This window comes from Streptomyces sp. NBC_00273, from assembly GCF_036178145.1.
In the GTDB taxonomy this organism is placed as follows: Bacteria; Actinomycetota; Actinomycetes; order Streptomycetales; family Streptomycetaceae; genus Streptomyces.
This window is the reverse complement of record NZ_CP108067.1, coordinates 2,640,138-2,657,136: the sequence shown is the minus strand read 5'-3', so window position 1 is coordinate 2,657,136 and position 16,999 is coordinate 2,640,138. Positions and strand designations below refer to the sequence as shown.

General features: G+C 71.7%; 14 protein-coding genes. 5 read left to right on the top strand and 9 right to left on the bottom strand.

Translation table 11 applies throughout. The features are described from left to right. Positions 1-136 precede the first annotated feature (136 nt). Together OG386_RS11130 and OG386_RS11125 are read right to left on the bottom strand one after the other, a co-directional pair. The gene (locus OG386_RS11130) at positions 137-772 is read right to left on the bottom strand and encodes a nucleotidyltransferase family protein (protein ID WP_328788006.1); all 636 of its coding nucleotides are present in this window, start codon (positions 770-772) and stop codon (positions 137-139) included. After that, the gene (locus OG386_RS11125; protein ID WP_328788005.1) at positions 733-921 is read right to left on the bottom strand and encodes a hypothetical protein; all 189 of its coding nucleotides are present in this window, start codon (positions 919-921) and stop codon (positions 733-735) included. Before OG386_RS11125 ends, OG386_RS11130 begins: the two co-directional genes overlap by 40 nt. A gap of 88 nt (positions 922-1,009) precedes the next feature. Here OG386_RS11125 and yczR point away from each other — a divergent pair, with 88 nt between their 5' ends. Beyond that, complete coding sequence (gene yczR, locus OG386_RS11120; RefSeq protein ID WP_328788004.1) at positions 1,010-2,497, top strand: MocR-like transcription factor YczR; 1,488 nt, start codon at positions 1,010-1,012, stop codon at positions 2,495-2,497. Between the two features lie 103 nt (positions 2,498-2,600). On the opposite strand, the gene OG386_RS11115 is transcribed toward yczR, so the two are convergent. The 3 genes from OG386_RS11115 to OG386_RS11105 all read right to left on the bottom strand — a co-directional run bounded on the left by OG386_RS11115 (position 2,601) and on the right by OG386_RS11105 (position 5,075). Further along, on the bottom strand, positions 2,601-3,074 hold the full coding sequence (locus tag OG386_RS11115) for a hypothetical protein (protein ID WP_328788003.1): 474 nt from the start codon (positions 3,072-3,074) through the stop codon (positions 2,601-2,603). Between the two features lie 109 nt (positions 3,075-3,183). Beyond that, positions 3,184-3,819 (bottom strand): response regulator transcription factor, encoded by a 636-nt coding sequence (locus tag OG386_RS11110; protein WP_327382438.1) that lies wholly within the window; start codon positions 3,817-3,819, stop codon positions 3,184-3,186. Further along, positions 3,816-5,075, bottom strand: coding sequence for a sensor histidine kinase (locus OG386_RS11105; protein ID WP_328788002.1), 1,260 nt, complete (start codon positions 5,073-5,075; stop codon positions 3,816-3,818). Before OG386_RS11105 ends, OG386_RS11110 begins: the two co-directional genes overlap by 4 nt. A gap of 134 nt (positions 5,076-5,209) precedes the next feature. Here OG386_RS11105 and OG386_RS11100 point away from each other — a divergent pair, with 134 nt between their 5' ends. Both OG386_RS11100 and OG386_RS11095 read left to right on the top strand, forming a co-directional pair. Then, complete coding sequence (locus tag OG386_RS11100; RefSeq protein WP_328788001.1) at positions 5,210-6,298, top strand: ABC transporter permease; 1,089 nt, start codon at positions 5,210-5,212, stop codon at positions 6,296-6,298. Next, positions 6,295-6,987: an ABC transporter ATP-binding protein gene (locus OG386_RS11095; protein ID WP_328788000.1), complete on the top strand. Its 693-nt coding sequence runs from the start codon at positions 6,295-6,297 to the stop codon at positions 6,985-6,987. The genes OG386_RS11100 and OG386_RS11095 overlap by 4 nt, the downstream gene beginning before the upstream one ends. A gap of 133 nt (positions 6,988-7,120) precedes the next feature. Here the strand turns inward: OG386_RS11095 and OG386_RS11090 are convergent, their stop codons facing one another. Continuing rightward, on the bottom strand, positions 7,121-7,924 hold the full coding sequence (locus OG386_RS11090; RefSeq protein ID WP_202198919.1) for an IclR family transcriptional regulator: 804 nt from the start codon (positions 7,922-7,924) through the stop codon (positions 7,121-7,123). Positions 7,925-8,261: 337 nt separating this feature from the next. Between OG386_RS11090 and allB the strand changes: the two genes are divergently transcribed. Then, positions 8,262-9,596, top strand: coding sequence for an allantoinase AllB (gene allB, locus OG386_RS11085; protein WP_405790845.1), 1,335 nt, complete (start codon positions 8,262-8,264; stop codon positions 9,594-9,596). Positions 9,597-9,598: 2 nt separating this feature from the next. Beyond that, positions 9,599-10,732: an allantoicase gene (gene alc, locus OG386_RS11080; RefSeq protein ID WP_328787998.1), complete on the top strand. Its 1,134-nt coding sequence runs from the start codon at positions 9,599-9,601 to the stop codon at positions 10,730-10,732. A 382-nt stretch (positions 10,733-11,114) separates the two neighbouring features. Here the strand turns inward: alc and OG386_RS11075 are convergent, their stop codons facing one another. From OG386_RS11075 to OG386_RS11065, 3 genes are all read right to left on the bottom strand, one after another. Beyond that, positions 11,115-12,365 (bottom strand): esterase/lipase family protein, encoded by a 1,251-nt coding sequence (locus tag OG386_RS11075; protein ID WP_328787997.1) that lies wholly within the window; start codon positions 12,363-12,365, stop codon positions 11,115-11,117. 244 nt (positions 12,366-12,609) lie between these two features. Further along, positions 12,610-13,347 carry an SDR family oxidoreductase gene (locus OG386_RS11070; protein ID WP_328787996.1) on the bottom strand — a complete coding sequence of 246 codons (738 nt, stop codon included), beginning with the start codon at positions 13,345-13,347 and terminating at the stop codon, positions 12,610-12,612. A gap of 170 nt (positions 13,348-13,517) precedes the next feature. Continuing rightward, positions 13,518-16,730: a DNRLRE domain-containing protein gene (locus OG386_RS11065; protein ID WP_328787995.1), complete on the bottom strand. Its 3,213-nt coding sequence runs from the start codon at positions 16,728-16,730 to the stop codon at positions 13,518-13,520. Between the last annotated feature and the right edge of the window lie 269 nt (positions 16,731-16,999).

Genomic DNA, 16,999 nt, shown 5'->3' with positions numbered 1-16,999 from the left:
GGGTTCAGGGCGCTTCTGACCAGTGGATAGTAATTTCCTCATGGTGGAAGTTCAATGGTTTGTTGATGTCGAGATTCTCCGAGTCGACAGATTCCGCTTCCCGGTGGCCCTCAGTGCCAAGGCGGTCACGCCGTGCTCAGAGGAGTCGTGCCAGGTCGGGCGGCGTGTCGATGTCGAAGGCCTCCGCGACGTCCGCACACTCCACCAGAATGAGCTCCTCCGCATGTCGCGCAAGATGCACCCGCGCGCCCTTGTCGCCGGTCGCCGTCGCGGCGATGTCGGCCCAGCGGGCCGCGCCGAACAGGACGGGATGGCCGCGCTCCCCGTCGTACGCGGCCGCCACCAGGCTCGTGGGGGAGCGGTACGCCGCCAGGACCCGGGCCACCGCCGCCGGGCCGATGCCCGGCTGGTCCACCAGCGAGACCAGGGCCGCGCGGGCGCCCGTACCGGCGAGGGAGCCGAGGCCGACCCGCAGCGAGGAGCCCATCCCCTGCGCCCAGTCCGGGTTGTCCACGACCACGCAGCCGGCCAGGTCCGCGCGCTCTCGCACCTCGGCCGCCGAGGCGCCGAGCACCACGTGCACCGGGCCGCAACCCGCCTCGCGCAGGACCCGTACGGCGTTCTCGACCAGCGGGCGCCCGCGGTAGGGGAGCAGGGCCTTGGGCCGGCCGCCGAGCCGGCGGCCGCCGCCGGCGGCCAGGAGCAGGCCCGCGATCGGGGGAGGAGTCGCGATCAGGGGTGGATCGGACGGTGTGCGGTCGTTGGCTGGCATGCCACCGATTCTCGCTGCTGCCCGCCATCCGGCGACCGCCGTGCCAGGGCGCGCCGTACGGAGGCCAGCGCGGCCCCGATGCGCAGCGGACGGGCGATCCGGTTCTCGGCGGCGGCCAGCAGGAACCGCTCGTCACGGTCGGTCAGCATCTCGGGATCTCCTTGCCAATCGAGGGCCAATGCAGCGAGTCTGGTCCTCGATTGGCCTGGCCGTCAGAGCCAATCGGGGGAGGTTGGCATGGCAATCGGGCGAGTGGTCCAGACAGCGGACAGAACCATCGGCAGCCGTCAGCTCGCGGCCCTGCTGCCCGCCGACGTCCTGGCCCGCCCCGGCTACCGGGCGCTCGCCGACGCCGTCCGCACGCTGATCCTCGACGGGCGCATCGCCCTGCACGTCCGGCTGCCCGCCGAACGCGAACTCGCCGAGGCGGTCGGCGCCAGCCGGGCCACCGTCACCGGCGCCTACGACCTGCTCCGCGAGAGCGGCTACGTCCGCAGCCGGCGCGGCTCCGGCACCTGGACCGAGCTGCCCGACGGCCACCGCCCGGTCGGAGCCCACGCCCTCCTCGGCGCCGGCGGCTACAGCGCCGACGGCGACCCCGGCGTCGACCTCGCCATCGCCGCCATGGGTGCACCGGAGGGCGGCCTCACCGACGCCTTCGCCCGGGCGGCGCTCCTGCTGCCCCGGTTCGCCCGCAGCCCCGGCTACCACCCCTTCGGCCTGCCCGACCTCCGCAGCGCCGTCGCCGACCGGTTCACCCGGCGCGGGCTCCCCACGCGCCCCGAGCAGATCCTGGTGACGGCCGGGGCCCAGCAGGCCTTCTCGCTGGTCGTCAGCCTGCTCTGCCGGGCCGGGGACCGCGTCGTGACGGAGAACCCGACCTACGCCAACGCCCTCGACGCCCTGCGCCACGCGCGACTGCGCACCGGATCCATCGCCGTCTCCGACGCGGGCTGGGACATGGAGATCGCCGAGTCCACGCTGCGCCAGACCGTGCCCAGGCTGGCGTACGTGATCCCCGACTTCCACAACCCGACGGGCGCGCTGATGCCGCCGGAGCAGCGCCTGCGCCTGCTCGCGGCGACCCGTGCCACCGGCACCTGGCTGGTCGTCGACGAGACGATCGCCGACATCGCGCTCGACGTGCCCGCGCCCGCGCCGCTGGCCTCCCTCGCCCCGCGCGGGGGCGCGGACCACGTGATCACCATCGGCTCGCTGAGCAAGACGCACTGGGGCGGGCTGCGGGTGGGGTGGATCCGGGCCACCGCGAAGATGATCACGGAGCTGACGGCCGTGCGGGTCTCCGCCGACATGACCGGCTCGGTGCTCGACCAGCTGGTCGCGCTCCCGCTGCTGGACGGCATGGAACGGGAACTGCCCGCACGCCTCGCGCACCTGAGGAGCCAGCGCGAGGCCCTGGTGGCTTCGCTCCAGCGGTACACCCCGGAATGGTCCTGGCAGGTCCCGCCGGGCGGACTCTCCCTCTGGGTCGACCTGGGCGAGCCGGTCAGCTCCGCCCTGGCCGAGCGGGCCGCCGCGGCCGGAGTCCACATCGGCCGCGGCGCGCGCTTCGGGGTGGACCCGGGCACCTTCGAGCACCGGCTCCGGATCCCGTACACGCTCCCGGCGGACCGCCTGGACGAGGGCGTCCGCCGCCTCGCGAGCGCCTTCCACGACGGGGTGCCGCTCCCTCCGGCGGTGGAGCGGCCGCACTGGGTGGCGTAGGGGAGTCCCGTGGGGGCCGGGCCCCACCCGGAACCGGCCCCACCCGGAACCGGCCCCACCCGGAACCGGCCCCACCCGGAACCGGCCCCACCCGGACCCGGCCCTACGCGGACGGGCGGAAGTACCGGTTCGCCGCCGGGCGGAACATCAGCACCACCGCCGTCAGCACGGCCGCCAGATGGATCGTCCTGCTGACGCCGAAGACCCACTCCAACGCGTCCGCACGAGCCAGCGCGTCGGCGAGCGACCCGCCGTCCACGAGGTACCCCAGCGGTTCGACCACCAGCGAGGCGGTGCCGAGGACCCCGAGGCCGATCGCCAGGGTGATCCGGGCCCAGCCGGCGCCGCGGCGCATGCGCAAGGCGACCAGTACGGCGGCGGTGAACACGGCCAGCCGCACCGCCAGACCCGCGCCGAGCCCGTCGGCCGGAGCCCGGCCCACCATCAGCGCGGTCTCGAAGGCGCCCGCGGCCACGGCGGTGACCCAGAGCGCGAAGGCGGCCCGGACGGCGGCGGGCGGCGGGCCGGGGTCGTGGCGCCGCGCCGTACGGCGCGCGGGGATGAAGGCGGCAGGCATCGTGGGCTCGCTCTCGCTCCGGGGATTCGATTCGGCACCCCCGATGCTCCCGTCGGAGCGCGCGCCGCACCCGCCTGCAGCCCCGCCCGTCCGCCCTGGGGCCAGCCCCCTACGGGGTGCGGATCAGGCGGCGGGTGGCGGCTGCTGCGACCGCCGAGGTGCGGGAGTCGACGCCGAGCTTGGCGTAGACGTGCACCAGGTGGGACTTGACCGTGGCCTGGCTGAGGAAGAGCTTCTTGGAGATCTGCTGGTTCGACAGGCCGTCCGCGACCAGTTGCAGCACCTCCAGCTCCCGCTTCGTCAGCGCCTCCGCCGGGGTCCGCATCCGGTCCATCAGGCGCAGTGCCACCGCCGGGGCCAGCGCCGACTGGCCCGCCGCGGCCGTCCGGACGGCCGCCGCGAGCTCCTCCGGCGGGGCGTCCTTGAGCAGGTAGCCCGAGGCGCCCGCCTCCACCGCCGCCAGGATGTCCGCGTCGGTGTCGTACGTGGTCAGCACCAGCACCCGGGGCGCGCCGGGGCGGGCGGTGATCAGGGCCGTCGCCTCGGAGCCGTGCATCCCGGGACCGGGACCGAACTGGAGGTCCATCAGCACCACGTCCACCGGTTCACGGGCGGCCAGTTCCACCGCCCGCTCCGCCGTCGCCGCCTCGGCCACCACCGCGAAGTCCGGTTCGGTGTCCAGCACCGCGCGCAGCCCGGCCCGGACCACGGGGTGGTCGTCGGCGAGCAGGAGACGGATGGTCACAGGGCCTCCACGACGTCCGGACGTTCCGCGCGCGCCGTGCCTTCGACGCGTTCGAGGTTCTCGAGGGGCAGCGGCAGGGTGACGGCCACGGCGGTGCCCTGCCCGGGGTCGGACTCCACGGTGAACAGCCCGCCCAGGGTCTCGGCGCGCGAGCGCATGGCGGGCAGCCCGAAGCCGCCGTCGCCCGAGCCGGAGGCGACCGACGAGGGATCGAAGCCGTGTCCGTCGTCGACGACGTCCAGGGTGACCGAGGCGTCCATGAACGTCAGGGTGATCTCGGCGCGCCCGGCCCGCGCGTGCCGCACCACATTGGCCAGCGCCGACTGGGCGATCCGCAACAGGGCCACCTCGTACGGGGTGGGCAGCACCCGTGGGCTGCCGCTCAGCGAGAACCGCACGCGCGGCCCCGGGACTCCCGCGCACAGCCGCTCCAGTGCGGCGGCGAGCGACCCGTGCTCCAGGTCCGGCGGGGTGAGGGCCCGTACGAAGCGACGCGCCTCGGCGAGGTTCTCCTGGGCCGCCTCCCGGGCCCGGGCGATGTGCGGCCGGGCCGGGGCCCCCTCGGGCAGCGCCCGCTCGGCGGCCCGCAGCAGCAGCTGGATGGAGGACAGCCCCTGGGCGAGGGTGTCGTGGATCTCCCGGGCGAGGCGCTCCCGCTCGGCCATGATCCCCGCCCCCCGCTCGGCCGCGGCCAGCTCGGCCCGGGTGGTGATCAGTTCCTCGATCAGCTCCCGGCGGCGCTCGCTCTCGCGGTACAGCGCCTGGTAGCCCAGTACGGTCGCCACTGCCACCGCCCCGCCCAGCAACGGCCCGAGGAAGGCCCCGGGGGTCACCGCGCTGCTGTGCGCGAGGAAACCGGCGATCGCCGCGCAGGCGGTCACCGCGACGGCCGTGACCCCCCAGCGCAGCCGCAGCAGGTGCAGCTCCAGGAAGTACAGCGGGAAGGCGATCCACAGCCCGTCGGGGCAGACCACGAGCAGCGCCGCCCAGGCCGCGCCGAGCCCGGCCAGCCACAGCGCCCCGGCGCGCGGCGAGCTGTGCACCGCGGGGGCCCGTACGCCGCCCGCGTAGACGACGGCGAGCAGCGCGCAGGCGGCGATCACCCACCCGGCCCGGGGCGCGGAATCGGTGACGGCCCGCCCGGCGGCGAGCGCGAGCAGGCCGAAGAGCAGCGCGTGCAGGCACAGCCGCAGCACCTTGGACACGGGCGTCAGGGCACGCGTGGCGGGGAGGACGGAGGAAACGGGAGCAGTCATGTCCGGACCAGCGTAAGTGGGGGCGGACCGGACCCGGTCAACCGAAAGTTTGATGTCCCGGCGCACCCTTCGATACGAGGATCACTACTGTGGCGCGATGCCTTGTGTCCACGCGGAAGACCAAGGTGGGGAACATGTTCGTCGCATGGAGAGATCTACGGTTCGCCAAGGGCCGCTTCGCCCTCATGGGCTCGGTCGTGCTGCTCATCACGCTGCTGGTGGGCCTGCTGTCCGGGCTCACCTCCGGACTGGCCCGGGAGAACATCTCGGCCATCACGGGTCTGCCCGCCACGCACCTGGCCTTCGCCGCGCCCACCGGGGACCAGAAGGTGTCCTTCACCAACTCCCAGGTGCCCGAGTCCGCCTGGTCGGCCTGGCGCCAGCAGCCCGGGGTGAAGGCGGCGGAGCCGCTCGGCATCCGCACCACCAACGCCGTCTCGGGTGAGCGCACCGCCGCGGTCTCGGTCTTCGGGGTGGACTCCGCCGGGGGGCTCGCACCGCGCAACGCCGGCCTCACCCAGGGCCAGGTGGTCCTGACCGAGAAGGCCGCGAAGGAGCTGGGCGGCCTGACCGCCGGGGCCAAGCTCAAGATCGGCCCGCTGGAACTGACCGTGGCGGGCGTGTCCGGGACCGCCGCCTACAGCCACACCCCGGTCGTCTGGATGGACCTCAATGACTGGCAGCGCGTCGGCAACCCCGGCACCTCCATCGACACCCTCGCCACCGTCGTCGCCGTCTCCGGGGGCGGCGGGGTGGACCTCGGCGCGGCGGATCAGGCCGCCGCGACCAAGGCGCAGACCGTGGACGAGGCCCTGGGCGCCATCGGCTCGTACCAGGCGGAGAACGGCTCGCTCCAGCTGATGCGCGGCTTCCTCTTCGTCATCTCGGCCCTGGTGATAGGCGCCTTCTTCACGGTGTGGACGATCCAGCGCAGCGGGGACATCGCCGTCCTGAAGGCACTGGGTGCCTCCACCCCGTACCTCCTGAAGGACGCCCTCGGCCAGGCCGTCGTGATGCTCGCCATCGGTACCGGGCTGGGCACCGCGCTCGCCGCCGGCTTCGGCGCGCTGATCAGCGGCGGCCCCGTGCCCTTCGTCCTGGACGCCGCCACCGTGCTCGTCCCCGCCGTGATCATGATCCTGCTCGGCGCACTGGGCGCCGCGCTGTCCATCCGGCGGATCACCGCCGTCGACCCGCTGACCGCCCTCGGGAGCGCCCGATGACCCTCCTCGTCCACGACGTCACGCTGACCTACCCCGACGGCGAGAGCCGGCTCACGGCCCTCGACGCGGTCGGCCTGGAGGTGCCCGCCGGCACCCTGACGGCGGTCATCGGACCCTCCGGCTCCGGCAAGTCCAGCCTGCTCGCGGTCGCCGCCACCCTCGTCACACCGGATTCGGGCAGGGTCGTCGTCGCGGGCCAGGACACCACGGAGCTCGGCCCCGCCGAGAAGTCGGCCCTGCGCCGGGAGAAGATCGGCATCGTCTTCCAGCAGCCGAACCTGCTGGCCTCGCTGACCGCCGCCGAACAGCTCCAGGTCATGGCGCACGTCTCCGGCCGCCCCGCGCGGGCGCTGCGCCGGCGGGCGCTTGAGCTGCTGGACGCGGTGGGCCTGGCCGACAAGGCCGACAAGCGCCCCCACCAGCTCTCCGGCGGCCAGCGGCAGCGGATCAACATCGCCCGCGCCCTGATGAACGAGCCCGCGGTGCTGCTGGTCGACGAGCCGACCAGCGCGCTCGACCACGAGCGCGGCGCGGCCGTGCTCGACCTGCTGGTCACCCTGACCCGGGAGCGTTCCACGGCCACGGTGCTGGTCACGCACGACCACGCCCACCTGGAGCGGATGGACCGTACGGCGACGATGACGGACGGCAGCCTGACGCTGAGCCCGGCCCCGCTGCCGGCGCCCTGAGCGGCGTACGAAGGCGCGAATGCACGAAGACACGAAGGCGCGAAGGCGTGAAGGCGTGAAGGCGTACGCAAAGGCCCCGGCCGCCCCCGCTTCGAAGCGGGGGCGGCCGGGGCCTTCGTAGGACGGCGTGGACCTACGCGGGGCTCTGGTTGGCCAGGGCCACCGAGAGCTCGGCGGCCACGCCCTGGAGGATCGGCACGAAGGACTCGGCCACGGCCTCCGTGACCCGGCCCGCCGGACCGGAGATGGAGATCGCGGCGGCGGTCGGCGAGTTCGGCACCGACACGGCGAGGCAGCGGACTCCTATTTCCTGCTCGTTGTCGTCGACCGCGTAGCCCACCTTGCGGACCTGCTCCAGCGCGTCGAGGAAGCCCTCGGGCGTGGTGATCGTCTTCTCGGTCGCCGCCGGCATCCCGGTGCGGGCCAGCAGGGCCCGTACCTCGTCGGCCGGGGTGTGGGCGAGGAGCGCCTTGCCCACGCCGGTGGAGTGCGGCAGCACCCGGCGGCCGACCTCGGTGAACATGCGCATGGAGTGCTTGGAGGGCACCTGGGCGACGTAGACGATCTCGTCGCCGTCGAGGAGGGCCATGTTCGCCGTCTCCCCGGTTTCCTCGACCAGGCGGGCGAGGTAGGGGCGGGCCCAGGTACCCAGCAGGCGCGACGCGGACTCGCCGAGGCGGATCAGGCGGGGTCCGAGGGAGTACCGTCGGTTGGGCTGCTGGCGTACGTAGCCGCACGCCACCAGCGTGCGCATCAGGCGGTGGATCGTGGGCAGGGGCAGACCGCTGGCGGCGGAGAGCTCGCTGAGGCCGACCTCGCCCCCGGCATCGGCCATGCGTTCGAGCAGGTCGAAGGCGCGCTCGAGGGACTGGACGCCACCGCTGGCGGCGGGGGTCTTCGAGGAAGCGTCGGTGGTGCTGGCGCTGGACGTCGGCACGGCGCGGTCCTTTCGGTGCTGGCAGGCAAGGGAGCAGCCTACCCGGCGGTCGGCGTCGGCCCCAGTGTTGGGGTCGAGGTCGTCACCGCCGGTCAGAGCGGGTTTGTCCTGGTGGCGGACATCCTCGGGAAGTTATCCGCCCGGTTCCCGGTGGTGGTAGCTACATTCTGTATAGCGAAATCCTAATTCCATCTTGTGGAAACATCCAATTGCGGTCCTGGTGTGTCAGTGGTCCGTCCGGACGCTCTTGACGGGGTACGGATCGCCGGGAAGACTCCGTCAACAGAACGTTGAATTTCGCTCTGTGGAAGTTGGATGGGGAGGTTCGGTGGCCGACGTGGCTGTGGAACTGGTACTGCGCTCGACGCGCGTCATCACCCCCGAGGGGACGCGTGCCGCTTCGGTGGCCGTCGCCGGCGGGAAGATCGCGGCCGTGCTGGCGTACGAGGCCGAGGTACCGGCCGGAGCCCGGCTGGAGGACTTCGGTGACGACGTCCTGCTCCCCGGCCTGGTCGACACCCACGTCCACGTGAACGACCCGGGCCGCACCGAGTGGGAGGGCTTCTGGACGGCCACCCGCGCCGCCGCGGCCGGCGGCATCACCACGATCCTCGACATGCCGCTGAACTCCCTGCCGCCCACCACGACGACCGACAACCTGCGCGTCAAGCAGGAGGTCGCCCGCGCCAAGGCGCACGTGGACGTCGGCTTCTGGGGCGGCGCCCTGCCGGACAACGTCAAGGACTTGGCGCCGCTGCACGACGCCGGGGTCTACGGCTTCAAGTGCTTCCTGTCGCCCTCGGGCGTGGACGAGTTCCCCGAGCTCGACCAGGAGCAGCTGGCCACCTCCCTCGCCGAGATCACCGGCTTCGGCGGCCTGCTGATCGTGCACGCCGAGGACCCGCACCACCTCGACGCCGCTCCCGTCGTCCCGGGCCCCAAGTACGCCGACTTCCTCGCCTCGCGGCCGCGCGACGCGGAGAACACCGCGATCGGCAACCTGATCGCCCAGGCCAAGCGGCTGAACGCGCGGGTCCACGTACTGCACCTGTCCTCCTCCGACGCGCTGCCGCTGATCGCCGCCGCCAAGGCCGAGGGCGTCCGCATCACCGTCGAGTCCTGCCCGCACTACCTCACCCTCACGGCCGAGGAAGTGCCCGACGGCGCCAGCGAGTTCAAGTGCTGCCCGCCCATCCGCGAGGCCGCCAACCAGGACCTCCTGTGGGACGCGCTCGCCGACGGCACGATCGACTGCATCGTCTCCGACCACTCGCCCTCCACCGCGGACCTGAAGACCAGCGACTTCTCCACCGCGTGGGGCGGCATCTCCTCCCTCCAGCTGGGCCTGCCCGCCATCTGGACCGAGGCGCGCCGTCGCGGCCGGACCCTGGAGGACGTCGTCCGCTGGATGTCCGCCGCCCCGGCGAACCTCGCGGGCCTCGCCCAGAAGGGGGCCATCGAGGCCGGCCGCGACGCCGACTTCGCCGTCCTGGCCCCTGAAGAAACGTTCACTGTGGACCCGGCCGAGCTCCACCACCGCAACCAGGTCACGGCGTACGCGGGCAAGACCCTGCACGGCGTCGTGAAGTCCACCTGGCTGCGCGGCACGCAGATCGCCGACCACGGCACCCCGACCGAGCCCACGGGCCTCCTCCTCGAAAGGCAGAACTGACAGTGGCACAGCGTTTGACTGGACTGGCCTCCTTCACCGGCAACGCGAACCCGTACGGAGGCGGCGACCCGTACGCGGACTACCGCACCGCGGACTTCCCCTTCACCCAGTACGCGAACCTCGCCGCCCGTGAGCTGGGCGCCGGTGTCATCGCCGCCAACGACGAGTTCTTCGCCCAGCGCGAGAACCTGCTGATCTCCGAGGCCGCGCACTTCGACCCCGAGGACTTCGGCCACAAGGGCAAGGTCATGGACGGCTGGGAGACCCGCCGCCGCCGTGGCGTCTCCGCCACCCAGCCCTGGCCGACCCCCGAGGACCACGACTGGGCGCTCGTACGCCTGGGCGCCCCCGGCATCATCCGCGGCATCGTCGTCGACACCGCCCACTTCCGCGGCAACATGCCGCAGGCCGTCTCCATCGAGGCCACCAACTGGGCGGGCGCCCTCGCGCCGACCCCGGAGGAGCTCCAGGGCGACGACGTGAAGTGGACGACCATCGTCGCCCGCACCCCGGTCGGCGGCCACGCGGCCAACGGCTTCGAGGTGGACGTGGAGCAGCGCTTCACCCACCTGCGCGTCAACCAGCACCCCGACGGCGGCATCGCCCGCCTGCGCGTCTACGGCGAGGTACTGCCCGACCCGAAGTGGCTCGACGCGCTCGGCTCCTTCGACGTGGCGGCCCTGGAGAACGGCGGCTCCGTCCAGGACGCCTCCAACCGCTTCTACTCCCCGCCGACCAACACCATCAACCCGGGCCGCTCCCGCAAGATGGACGACGGCTGGGAGACGGCGCGCCGCCGTGACAACGGCAACGACTGGATCCGCTACCAGCTCGTCGCCGAGTCCGAGATCCGCGCCGTCGAGATCGACACCGCGTACCTCAAGGGCAACTCGGCCGGCTGGGCCTCCCTGTCGGTCAAGACGGGCGAGGAGGGCGAGTGGACGGAGTTCCTGCCGCGCACCCGCCTGCAGCCCGACACCAACCACCGCTTCGTCCTGGACGCCCCGGCGGTCGGCACGCACGTCCGGATCGACATCTTCCCGGACGGCGGCTTCTCCCGCCTGCGCCTGTTCGGCTCCCTGACGGAGGCCGGCACGGCGGCGCTGACCGCCCGCCACCAGGAGCTGGGCGGCTAGCGAAAGTGCCGGTCGCAACCACTCGTTGATGGCGGCGATCAGCACTGCCGTTCCGTAGCGGACGGTGAGATCGGCGCCTCGGTACCGCGTCTGCGCAGGTGGGCGCGGGCGCGGTGCGTTCCTGTGGGAGCCGTACGCCTCGTCGGCCCGTACCGGGCCGGGGCGCTTGCGCGGTCGGCTCGACGAAGACCCCGCCGGGTGGCTCCTTCTGGAGATCCCCCTTTCACCGCAGCGGCGGCGTGCTGGTGGGGCACCTGCGGAGGGCCCGGCTTGATGCCCTGCGGTAGCAGCGCCTCACGTCGGGCCCGGTGGCCGTTCGTCAGATCCTCACGTTCCACGACGTGTGATCATTCACGGCCAAGACCCTCCCTCACCAGAGGTCCTAGCCCAGGTTCTCGATCTGCTCGACGATCCAGCCGCCGAGTTCTTCGGTCATCAGGGTGTGCGGCTGGTTCTGCGAGGCGAGCCGGAAGTCGTCGAGCTCGCTCGTCTCCGGTGCGAGGCCGTCGATGTCGACGTAGAGGTCGGCGTTGGTGGTGACGTCGCGGATGGCGACGGCGCTGACGGAGGGCACGAACGAGTGGTGGCGGATGGGGGCGTCGGTCTTGAGTCCGAGGATCGGGGGCTGTTCGTTGAGCTTGTCGGCCAGGATGCCGAAGCCCTCCAGAGTGCCGCCGGGGGCCCCGTCGAGCTCGGGCAGGTCGTCGGTCCGCACTTCCTTGGCCGGCGGCGGGGTCACCAGCCGCAGCTTCGCGACGAGTTGGTTGTCGCCGCTGCGCTGGGCGTAGAGGTGGGTGCCCAGGATGGTCAGGCCCTTGCCCTCGACCGTGTGGTCGCCGGGCTTGATGCCGTTGCCCTGACCGTTTCCGACGCCGTTGGCGACGCCGATCTTCAGGGGGATCGCGGGCCAGTTGCCCATCCGGTCCAGCTCGGCGAGGAGCTTCTCACGGAGTTCGTCCACGCGGGGCTTGCCGTCCCACTCCTCGATGTGCCAGGCCAGCAGCTGCCGGGCGGCCGAGCTGTTGATCTGGCGCGAGAAGCCGTCATTGAGCTTCCGCGAGTAGTGCGCGAACGCCTGGAGGCCGAGGGGGATCCAGGCGCCACGGTGCGGGGTGTCGTACGACCAGTAGAGGCCGGTCTGGTGGTCGACCTGCTCGGACTCCATCTTGACGAGGGCGTAGCGGGTGACGAGGCCGCCCATGCTGAAGCCGCCGACGGCGAGCCGGTGGTTACCCACGCGCATGGCGACGGCTCGCTTGACCGCTTCGATCACGGCGTCCGCGTTCTCCTGGATCGCGGCGCTGCGCTCGTGGAAGCCGACGACGATGACGTCGCGGCCGCGGCGGCGCAGCTCGCTGAGGAAGCCGTACTGCCCCCAGTCCAGGCCCTGCCACAGCATGTCGATGCTGCTCGGCCCCATGTTGAACCCGTCGGCGAGGATCACGGGCCTGGTCAGCCGGTCACCGCCCTCGGCGTAGTAGACCCAGGCGGTGCCGCCCGGGAGGTCCCAGACGTCGTGCGGGACGGGCGGGATCTGGGTGGGCGGCTCCTTGGGGCCGGGGGCCAGGATGATGGGCGCGGCGGTGGCCAGGGCTTCACGGATCTGCTGCTCGGTGGCCTGCTGCTCGCTCATGGGCGGTCCCTTCGAGAGTGGTCACGATGAGTATCGATGCGAACACGGAGAGTATGCATCACATTGATCACTGGGGTACAGCCCCGTCGGACGGCAGGGCCTGTCGGGGTCTTGTGACCGGGCGCGTCGTTCCGGCCTCGCCGGCGGTTGGGGCGCGGAGCCCGGGGCGGAGCCCCGTGCGCTCGGCCCGCACCCGCCCACCGGCGTGCGCCGACCCGGGCCCCGCCCGCACGCCCGGCGAGGGCTACGCGGCGTGCCCTCCGTCGACGGCGAACTCCGCCCCCGTCACGTACGCCGCCTCCTCGCCCGCGAGGAAGGACACCACGGCCGCCACCTCCCGCGGCGTGCCGAACCGCCCGAGGGCCGTCATGGCCGCCTGCGGCCCCGCGTACGGTCCGTCCGCCGGGTTCATGTCCGTGTCCACCGGTCCCGGGTGCACGATGTTCGCGGTGATCCCGCGCCCGCCCAACTCCCGGGCCAGGGCCTTGTTGAATCCGGTCAGCGCCGACTTGCTCATCGCGTAGAGCGTCCCGCCCGGCCCCGGCACCCGCTGGGTCATGCAGCTGCCGATGGTGATGACCCGCCCGCCGGAGTCCAGGTGCCGGGCCGCCGCCTGTGTCGTGAGGAACGCCCCGCGCACGTTGACCGCGAGTACGCGCTCCACGTCGGCCGGGGGCAGCTCCGCCAGCGGCCCGAGCACGCCCACGCCGGCGTTGTTCACCAGCACGTCGAGCCGCCCGAACTCCGCCACGACCTGCTCCACCGCCGCACCGGCGGACGCGGGATCCGCGGCGTCGGCCCGCACGGCCAGGGCCCGCCGGCCGAGCGCCTCCACCTTCCCGACGACCTCGGCCGCGGCCCCGGCGTCGTGGACGTAGGTGATCGCGACGTCGGCCCCGTCCTCGGCGAGCCGCAGGGCGACGGCCGCCCCGATGCCCCGGCTCCCACCGGTCACCAGGGCCACGGTGTTGTTGCTGTCCATGTCGTTCCTCCCGCATCAGTTGGTTGCGGGTTCAATCAAATCCGGCCGGGGCCCACCCCGCTGGCAGCAATCCGACCTCGCGTTCCGCGAGGGGGAGCGGCAACGACGGAGCGCCCTGCCAGGAGTGGTCTCCCAGCAGGGCGCTCGCGGATACAGCTGCTTCGTCCCGACTACCCGATCGTCAGGAAGGTGTTCCAGTCGTCCTCGTCACGGCCGGTGGCACCTCCGACGGTGGTGGCTCCCCCTTGGAAGAGCCACTGGTATCCGTTGTTTCCGACGGCCCAGATGTCGGGGATGCCGTCACCGTTGGCATCGGGGGCGCCGAGGATCTTGGGGTAGGCGGCCCTGCCCCAGCCGGTGGTGGCGTAGGTGTAGTCCTCGCCGCCTTCGGCGTTCGCCTTGGACTCCAGGGAGGTGAGGTCGACGCCGCCGTTGACTCCCGGCTTGCCCTTGCGCAGGGCCAGCCCGCGGTTGGCGTTGGTGTTGTCCCGGAAGATCAGGTCCGGGACCTTGTCCCCGGAGACGTCCCGAACGCCGACGATGTCGCGGCCGGCCCAGCCGGTGGCCATCTTTTTGTAGGAGGCGAAACTGGATCCGGTATAGCCGGAGAACGCCCAGAAGCCGTCGGCGTCCAGGGCGAACAGGTCACCCAGGCCGTCGCCGTCGATGTCCTCGGTGACGACGAGCTGCCGGAAGACGGACGGGTCGGGAGCGCTGAGGGGCAGCTGCATCTGTATGCGGCGGCCGACGTCGAACTGGCCGGTGCCGGTGCCGGGGTAGATGTAGAGCTTGCCGTCGGGCATCCGCGCGATCAGGTCCGTGAGGCCGTCTCCGGGATACCAGTCGGTGGCGTGACCGATGAGCGCGGACTGGCCGGTGGCCGGATCCTTCCAGTACCCGGGGGCCACGGGCTTGCCGTTCTCGACCGCGCCGGGGATGTAGGCGTCGGTGTCACCGACACTGTCTCCCGCGTAGGTGCGCAGGTTGCCGTCCTTGTCGATGGTCAGGAGGTCGGGGTGGCCGTCTCCGGTGACATCACCGGGCGTGTCCTGGCCGGGCCTCGGCCTCACGAGGAAACCGTAGGTGGTCTGGTTGGAGATGTTGCCGGACTTGCCGACGGTGCGGACGTAGAGGACGTTCGGACCGGAGGTGTCCACCTGGAGCGGGACCGAGACCTCATCACCACCGGGGTTGGGTACGGCCTTCTGGTCGAACAGGGGCCGGTTCAAGCTCCACTGGTACTCGCGGATGTCCTCCGCCTTGGCGCCGTTGCCCTTGATGGTGAAGTTCTGGCCCGGCGTGCTGGCAGGCTCCGTGCTCCACTCGTTGAAGTCGTCGCCCTGCGGCGGGAAGGCGGCGGAGGAGACGGCCGGGTTGGGCGGGACGGTGTGGCTGACGGTGAACCTGCACCAGCCCCCGCTACCGGATTCGTGCGGCCCGCTGCCCGACCCCGCGCCGTCCTTGTCGATGGCGCGGGAGAGCCAGTAGTAGGTCTGGCCGTCGCTGAAGGCGTTCCAGGGCACCTCGGCGGTGACCACGCCATCGCTGTTGGGCCACAGCCACTGGTCGAAGACCGTCCCACTGTCGCCCCACACCTGGATCTCGACCTTGTCGAGGTTGCCGTCGCGGTCGGTGCCCTTCACCTGGAAGGTGACGTTGGTCTTGCCGATGCCGGTCCCGGGCCAACCGATCAGGCACGGGCCGCCGGGGAAGGTCTGCATGTTCGCCGCGGTCGGGGTGTCCGGGCGCGAGTTGTAGACGACCTCGATGTACGGAGCGGCCTCGCCGTTGGCGATGAACTTCTTCCAGAAGTACGGGTCCGACTCGTTCGGGGCGGCGAACCCCAGGGACAGCGCCCCCCAGCCGCCGTTGGCGGCCTCGGCGACCAGGCTCTTGATGTCGGGGGCGATCCAGTTGTCGGGGCACGAGCTGTTGTAGCCGTACCCCGCGTACTCCGAGGCGACCACTCTGCCCCAGTAGTCCGCATTGTTGGTGCTTCCCCAGGTACTCGACGATGTGATGTACGGGGTCGAGAAGATGAGCATCTGCTTGCTGTCACACGACCACGAATAGGTCTGCAACGCCCGGACGCTGGCCGAGACGATTTCGGAGCCCTGGAGCTGACTTCCGAAGTCGAAGTTGAAAATGGAGCGGGAGGTACCGCCCGTCGTGGACTCGAATCCGACGCGGGCTTCGTTCGTGCCGCTCGCGTTGAAATTCTGGCCGTTGTAGAAGCTTGAATTCTCTGCCGCCTTGTAAAGCAGGGTCCAAGCGTGCTTGTGTCCCTTAAAGGAAGGGTCGATGAAGACCGGGTATACCGTTTCCGGAGCATTGAGCAGCGCATTGTCCGGGGTGAGGGACAGCGCATTGTCCGCAAGCGCCGCCGCGACGGGCTTCAGGCGCGCGCCCTCCGCGCCGGCCAGCCCGGACAGGGCCAGCGTCGGGTGCTGCTCGGCGACGGCGGTCGGCTTCCAGGCCGGCCGGTCGTCGGTGGTGGCGACCTTGCCGCTGGAGTCCCACATCATCGGGGTCGGCGAGCCCGCGACCTCCTCGCCCTTGGCGTCACGGGCACTCAGTGCGTCGGACGTGTCGTCCAGGTGGAACGTCATGTCGGGGCTGGCCAGACGGTACTTGAGCTGTCCCAGTAGCGGATCGGCCGCGGCCTGCTTGTCCTTGACGACGAGCAGGTGCGAGTAGCCGCCGTCCTGCGCGGTCATCACCAGGTCGATCCCGGGGCGGACGTTCTCGTACAGGGCGCGCGGGCCGTCGATGACGGGCGCGGGCAGGACGCCGGGCCAACTGACGGTCATGTCGTGACCGCCGGTGTTCAACCGGACCAGCTCGGTCCACACTTCGCCGGGCGCGTCCTGCCGCAGCGCCACCCGGTTCACGCCACGCGCGGCGCGCCCCTCGCCGCCCGCCTGCTCCTTCGACCCCCCGCTGAAGAAGACCCGGCCGTTGACCGCCTTGGCCGCGTAACCGCCCTCCACCCGCTCCAGAGAGGTGTCGATCGGCTTCCACTTGCCGTTCACATTGGCACGGAAGGCCGCACTGTGGACCTGCTTGCGAAACGACCCGTCAGGCTGCGCCCATGTCGTGGTGTTCGCACTCCGCTCAGCCTCGACCTCGACCTCTTTGCCGCTGTTCTCGGCCAGCCGGCGGGCCTCGGGCGCGGTAGCAGAACTTTCTGCGGGCCGGGTGCGTGGCTTCTCGCGTCCGTTCAGGTGGACGCCGACCGGCACCGCGACGGCCAGGGCAAGCACGGCGGCCAGCCCCCCCATGGCCCTGCGGCGCTCGAACCAGCGCACAGCCGGCGGCGCGGTCGCTCCCTCGTCCTCCGGAGCTCTTGGTGGACTGTCGTCCACGGATTCATTGACAGCCATGGTTCTTCTTCTCCCCCCTCGGGCGCCCAATTTCGCAGCCCTCGGTACACAATGACTTTCGGCCATCGACCGAAAGTGCGATGTCCGCCCCCGCAGCCATTCGCGCACAGGAGGCGCGCGCCGAGCATGAACCATTCCTCGAACATCGTCACCCCTCGCATTCGGCTTTACGCCCGCCATTTACCGTCGATTTGCATGGATTGCCCCGCCCTGTGCAGGGTGCGAAGTGATTAAGGCCACACTGGCGATCAAGGCCGTAGATTTTCTGG

What these genes read in the sequence shown, in the direction of transcription:
- OG386_RS11130 (WP_328788006.1), bottom strand. Translation starts at nt 772, where the DNA reads ATGCCAGCCAACGACCGCACACCGTCCGATCCACCCCTGATCGCGACT.
- OG386_RS11125 (WP_328788005.1), bottom strand. Translation starts at nt 921, where the DNA reads ATGCTGACCGACCGTGACGAGCGGTTCCTGCTGGCCGCCGCCGAGAAC.
- yczR (WP_328788004.1), top strand. Translation starts at nt 1,010, where the DNA reads ATGGCAATCGGGCGAGTGGTCCAGACAGCGGACAGAACCATCGGCAGC.
- OG386_RS11115 (WP_328788003.1), bottom strand. Translation starts at nt 3,074, where the DNA reads ATGCCTGCCGCCTTCATCCCCGCGCGCCGTACGGCGCGGCGCCACGAC.
- OG386_RS11105 (WP_328788002.1), bottom strand. Translation starts at nt 5,075, where the DNA reads ATGACTGCTCCCGTTTCCTCCGTCCTCCCCGCCACGCGTGCCCTGACG.
- OG386_RS11100 (WP_328788001.1), top strand. Translation starts at nt 5,210, where the DNA reads ATGTTCGTCGCATGGAGAGATCTACGGTTCGCCAAGGGCCGCTTCGCC.
- OG386_RS11095 (WP_328788000.1), top strand. Translation starts at nt 6,295, where the DNA reads ATGACCCTCCTCGTCCACGACGTCACGCTGACCTACCCCGACGGCGAG.
- OG386_RS11075 (WP_328787997.1), bottom strand. Translation starts at nt 12,365, where the DNA reads ATGAGCGAGCAGCAGGCCACCGAGCAGCAGATCCGTGAAGCCCTGGCC.
- OG386_RS11070 (WP_328787996.1), bottom strand. Translation starts at nt 13,347, where the DNA reads ATGGACAGCAACAACACCGTGGCCCTGGTGACCGGTGGGAGCCGGGGC.
- OG386_RS11065 (WP_328787995.1), bottom strand. Translation starts at nt 16,730, where the DNA reads ATGGCTGTCAATGAATCCGTGGACGACAGTCCACCAAGAGCTCCGGAG.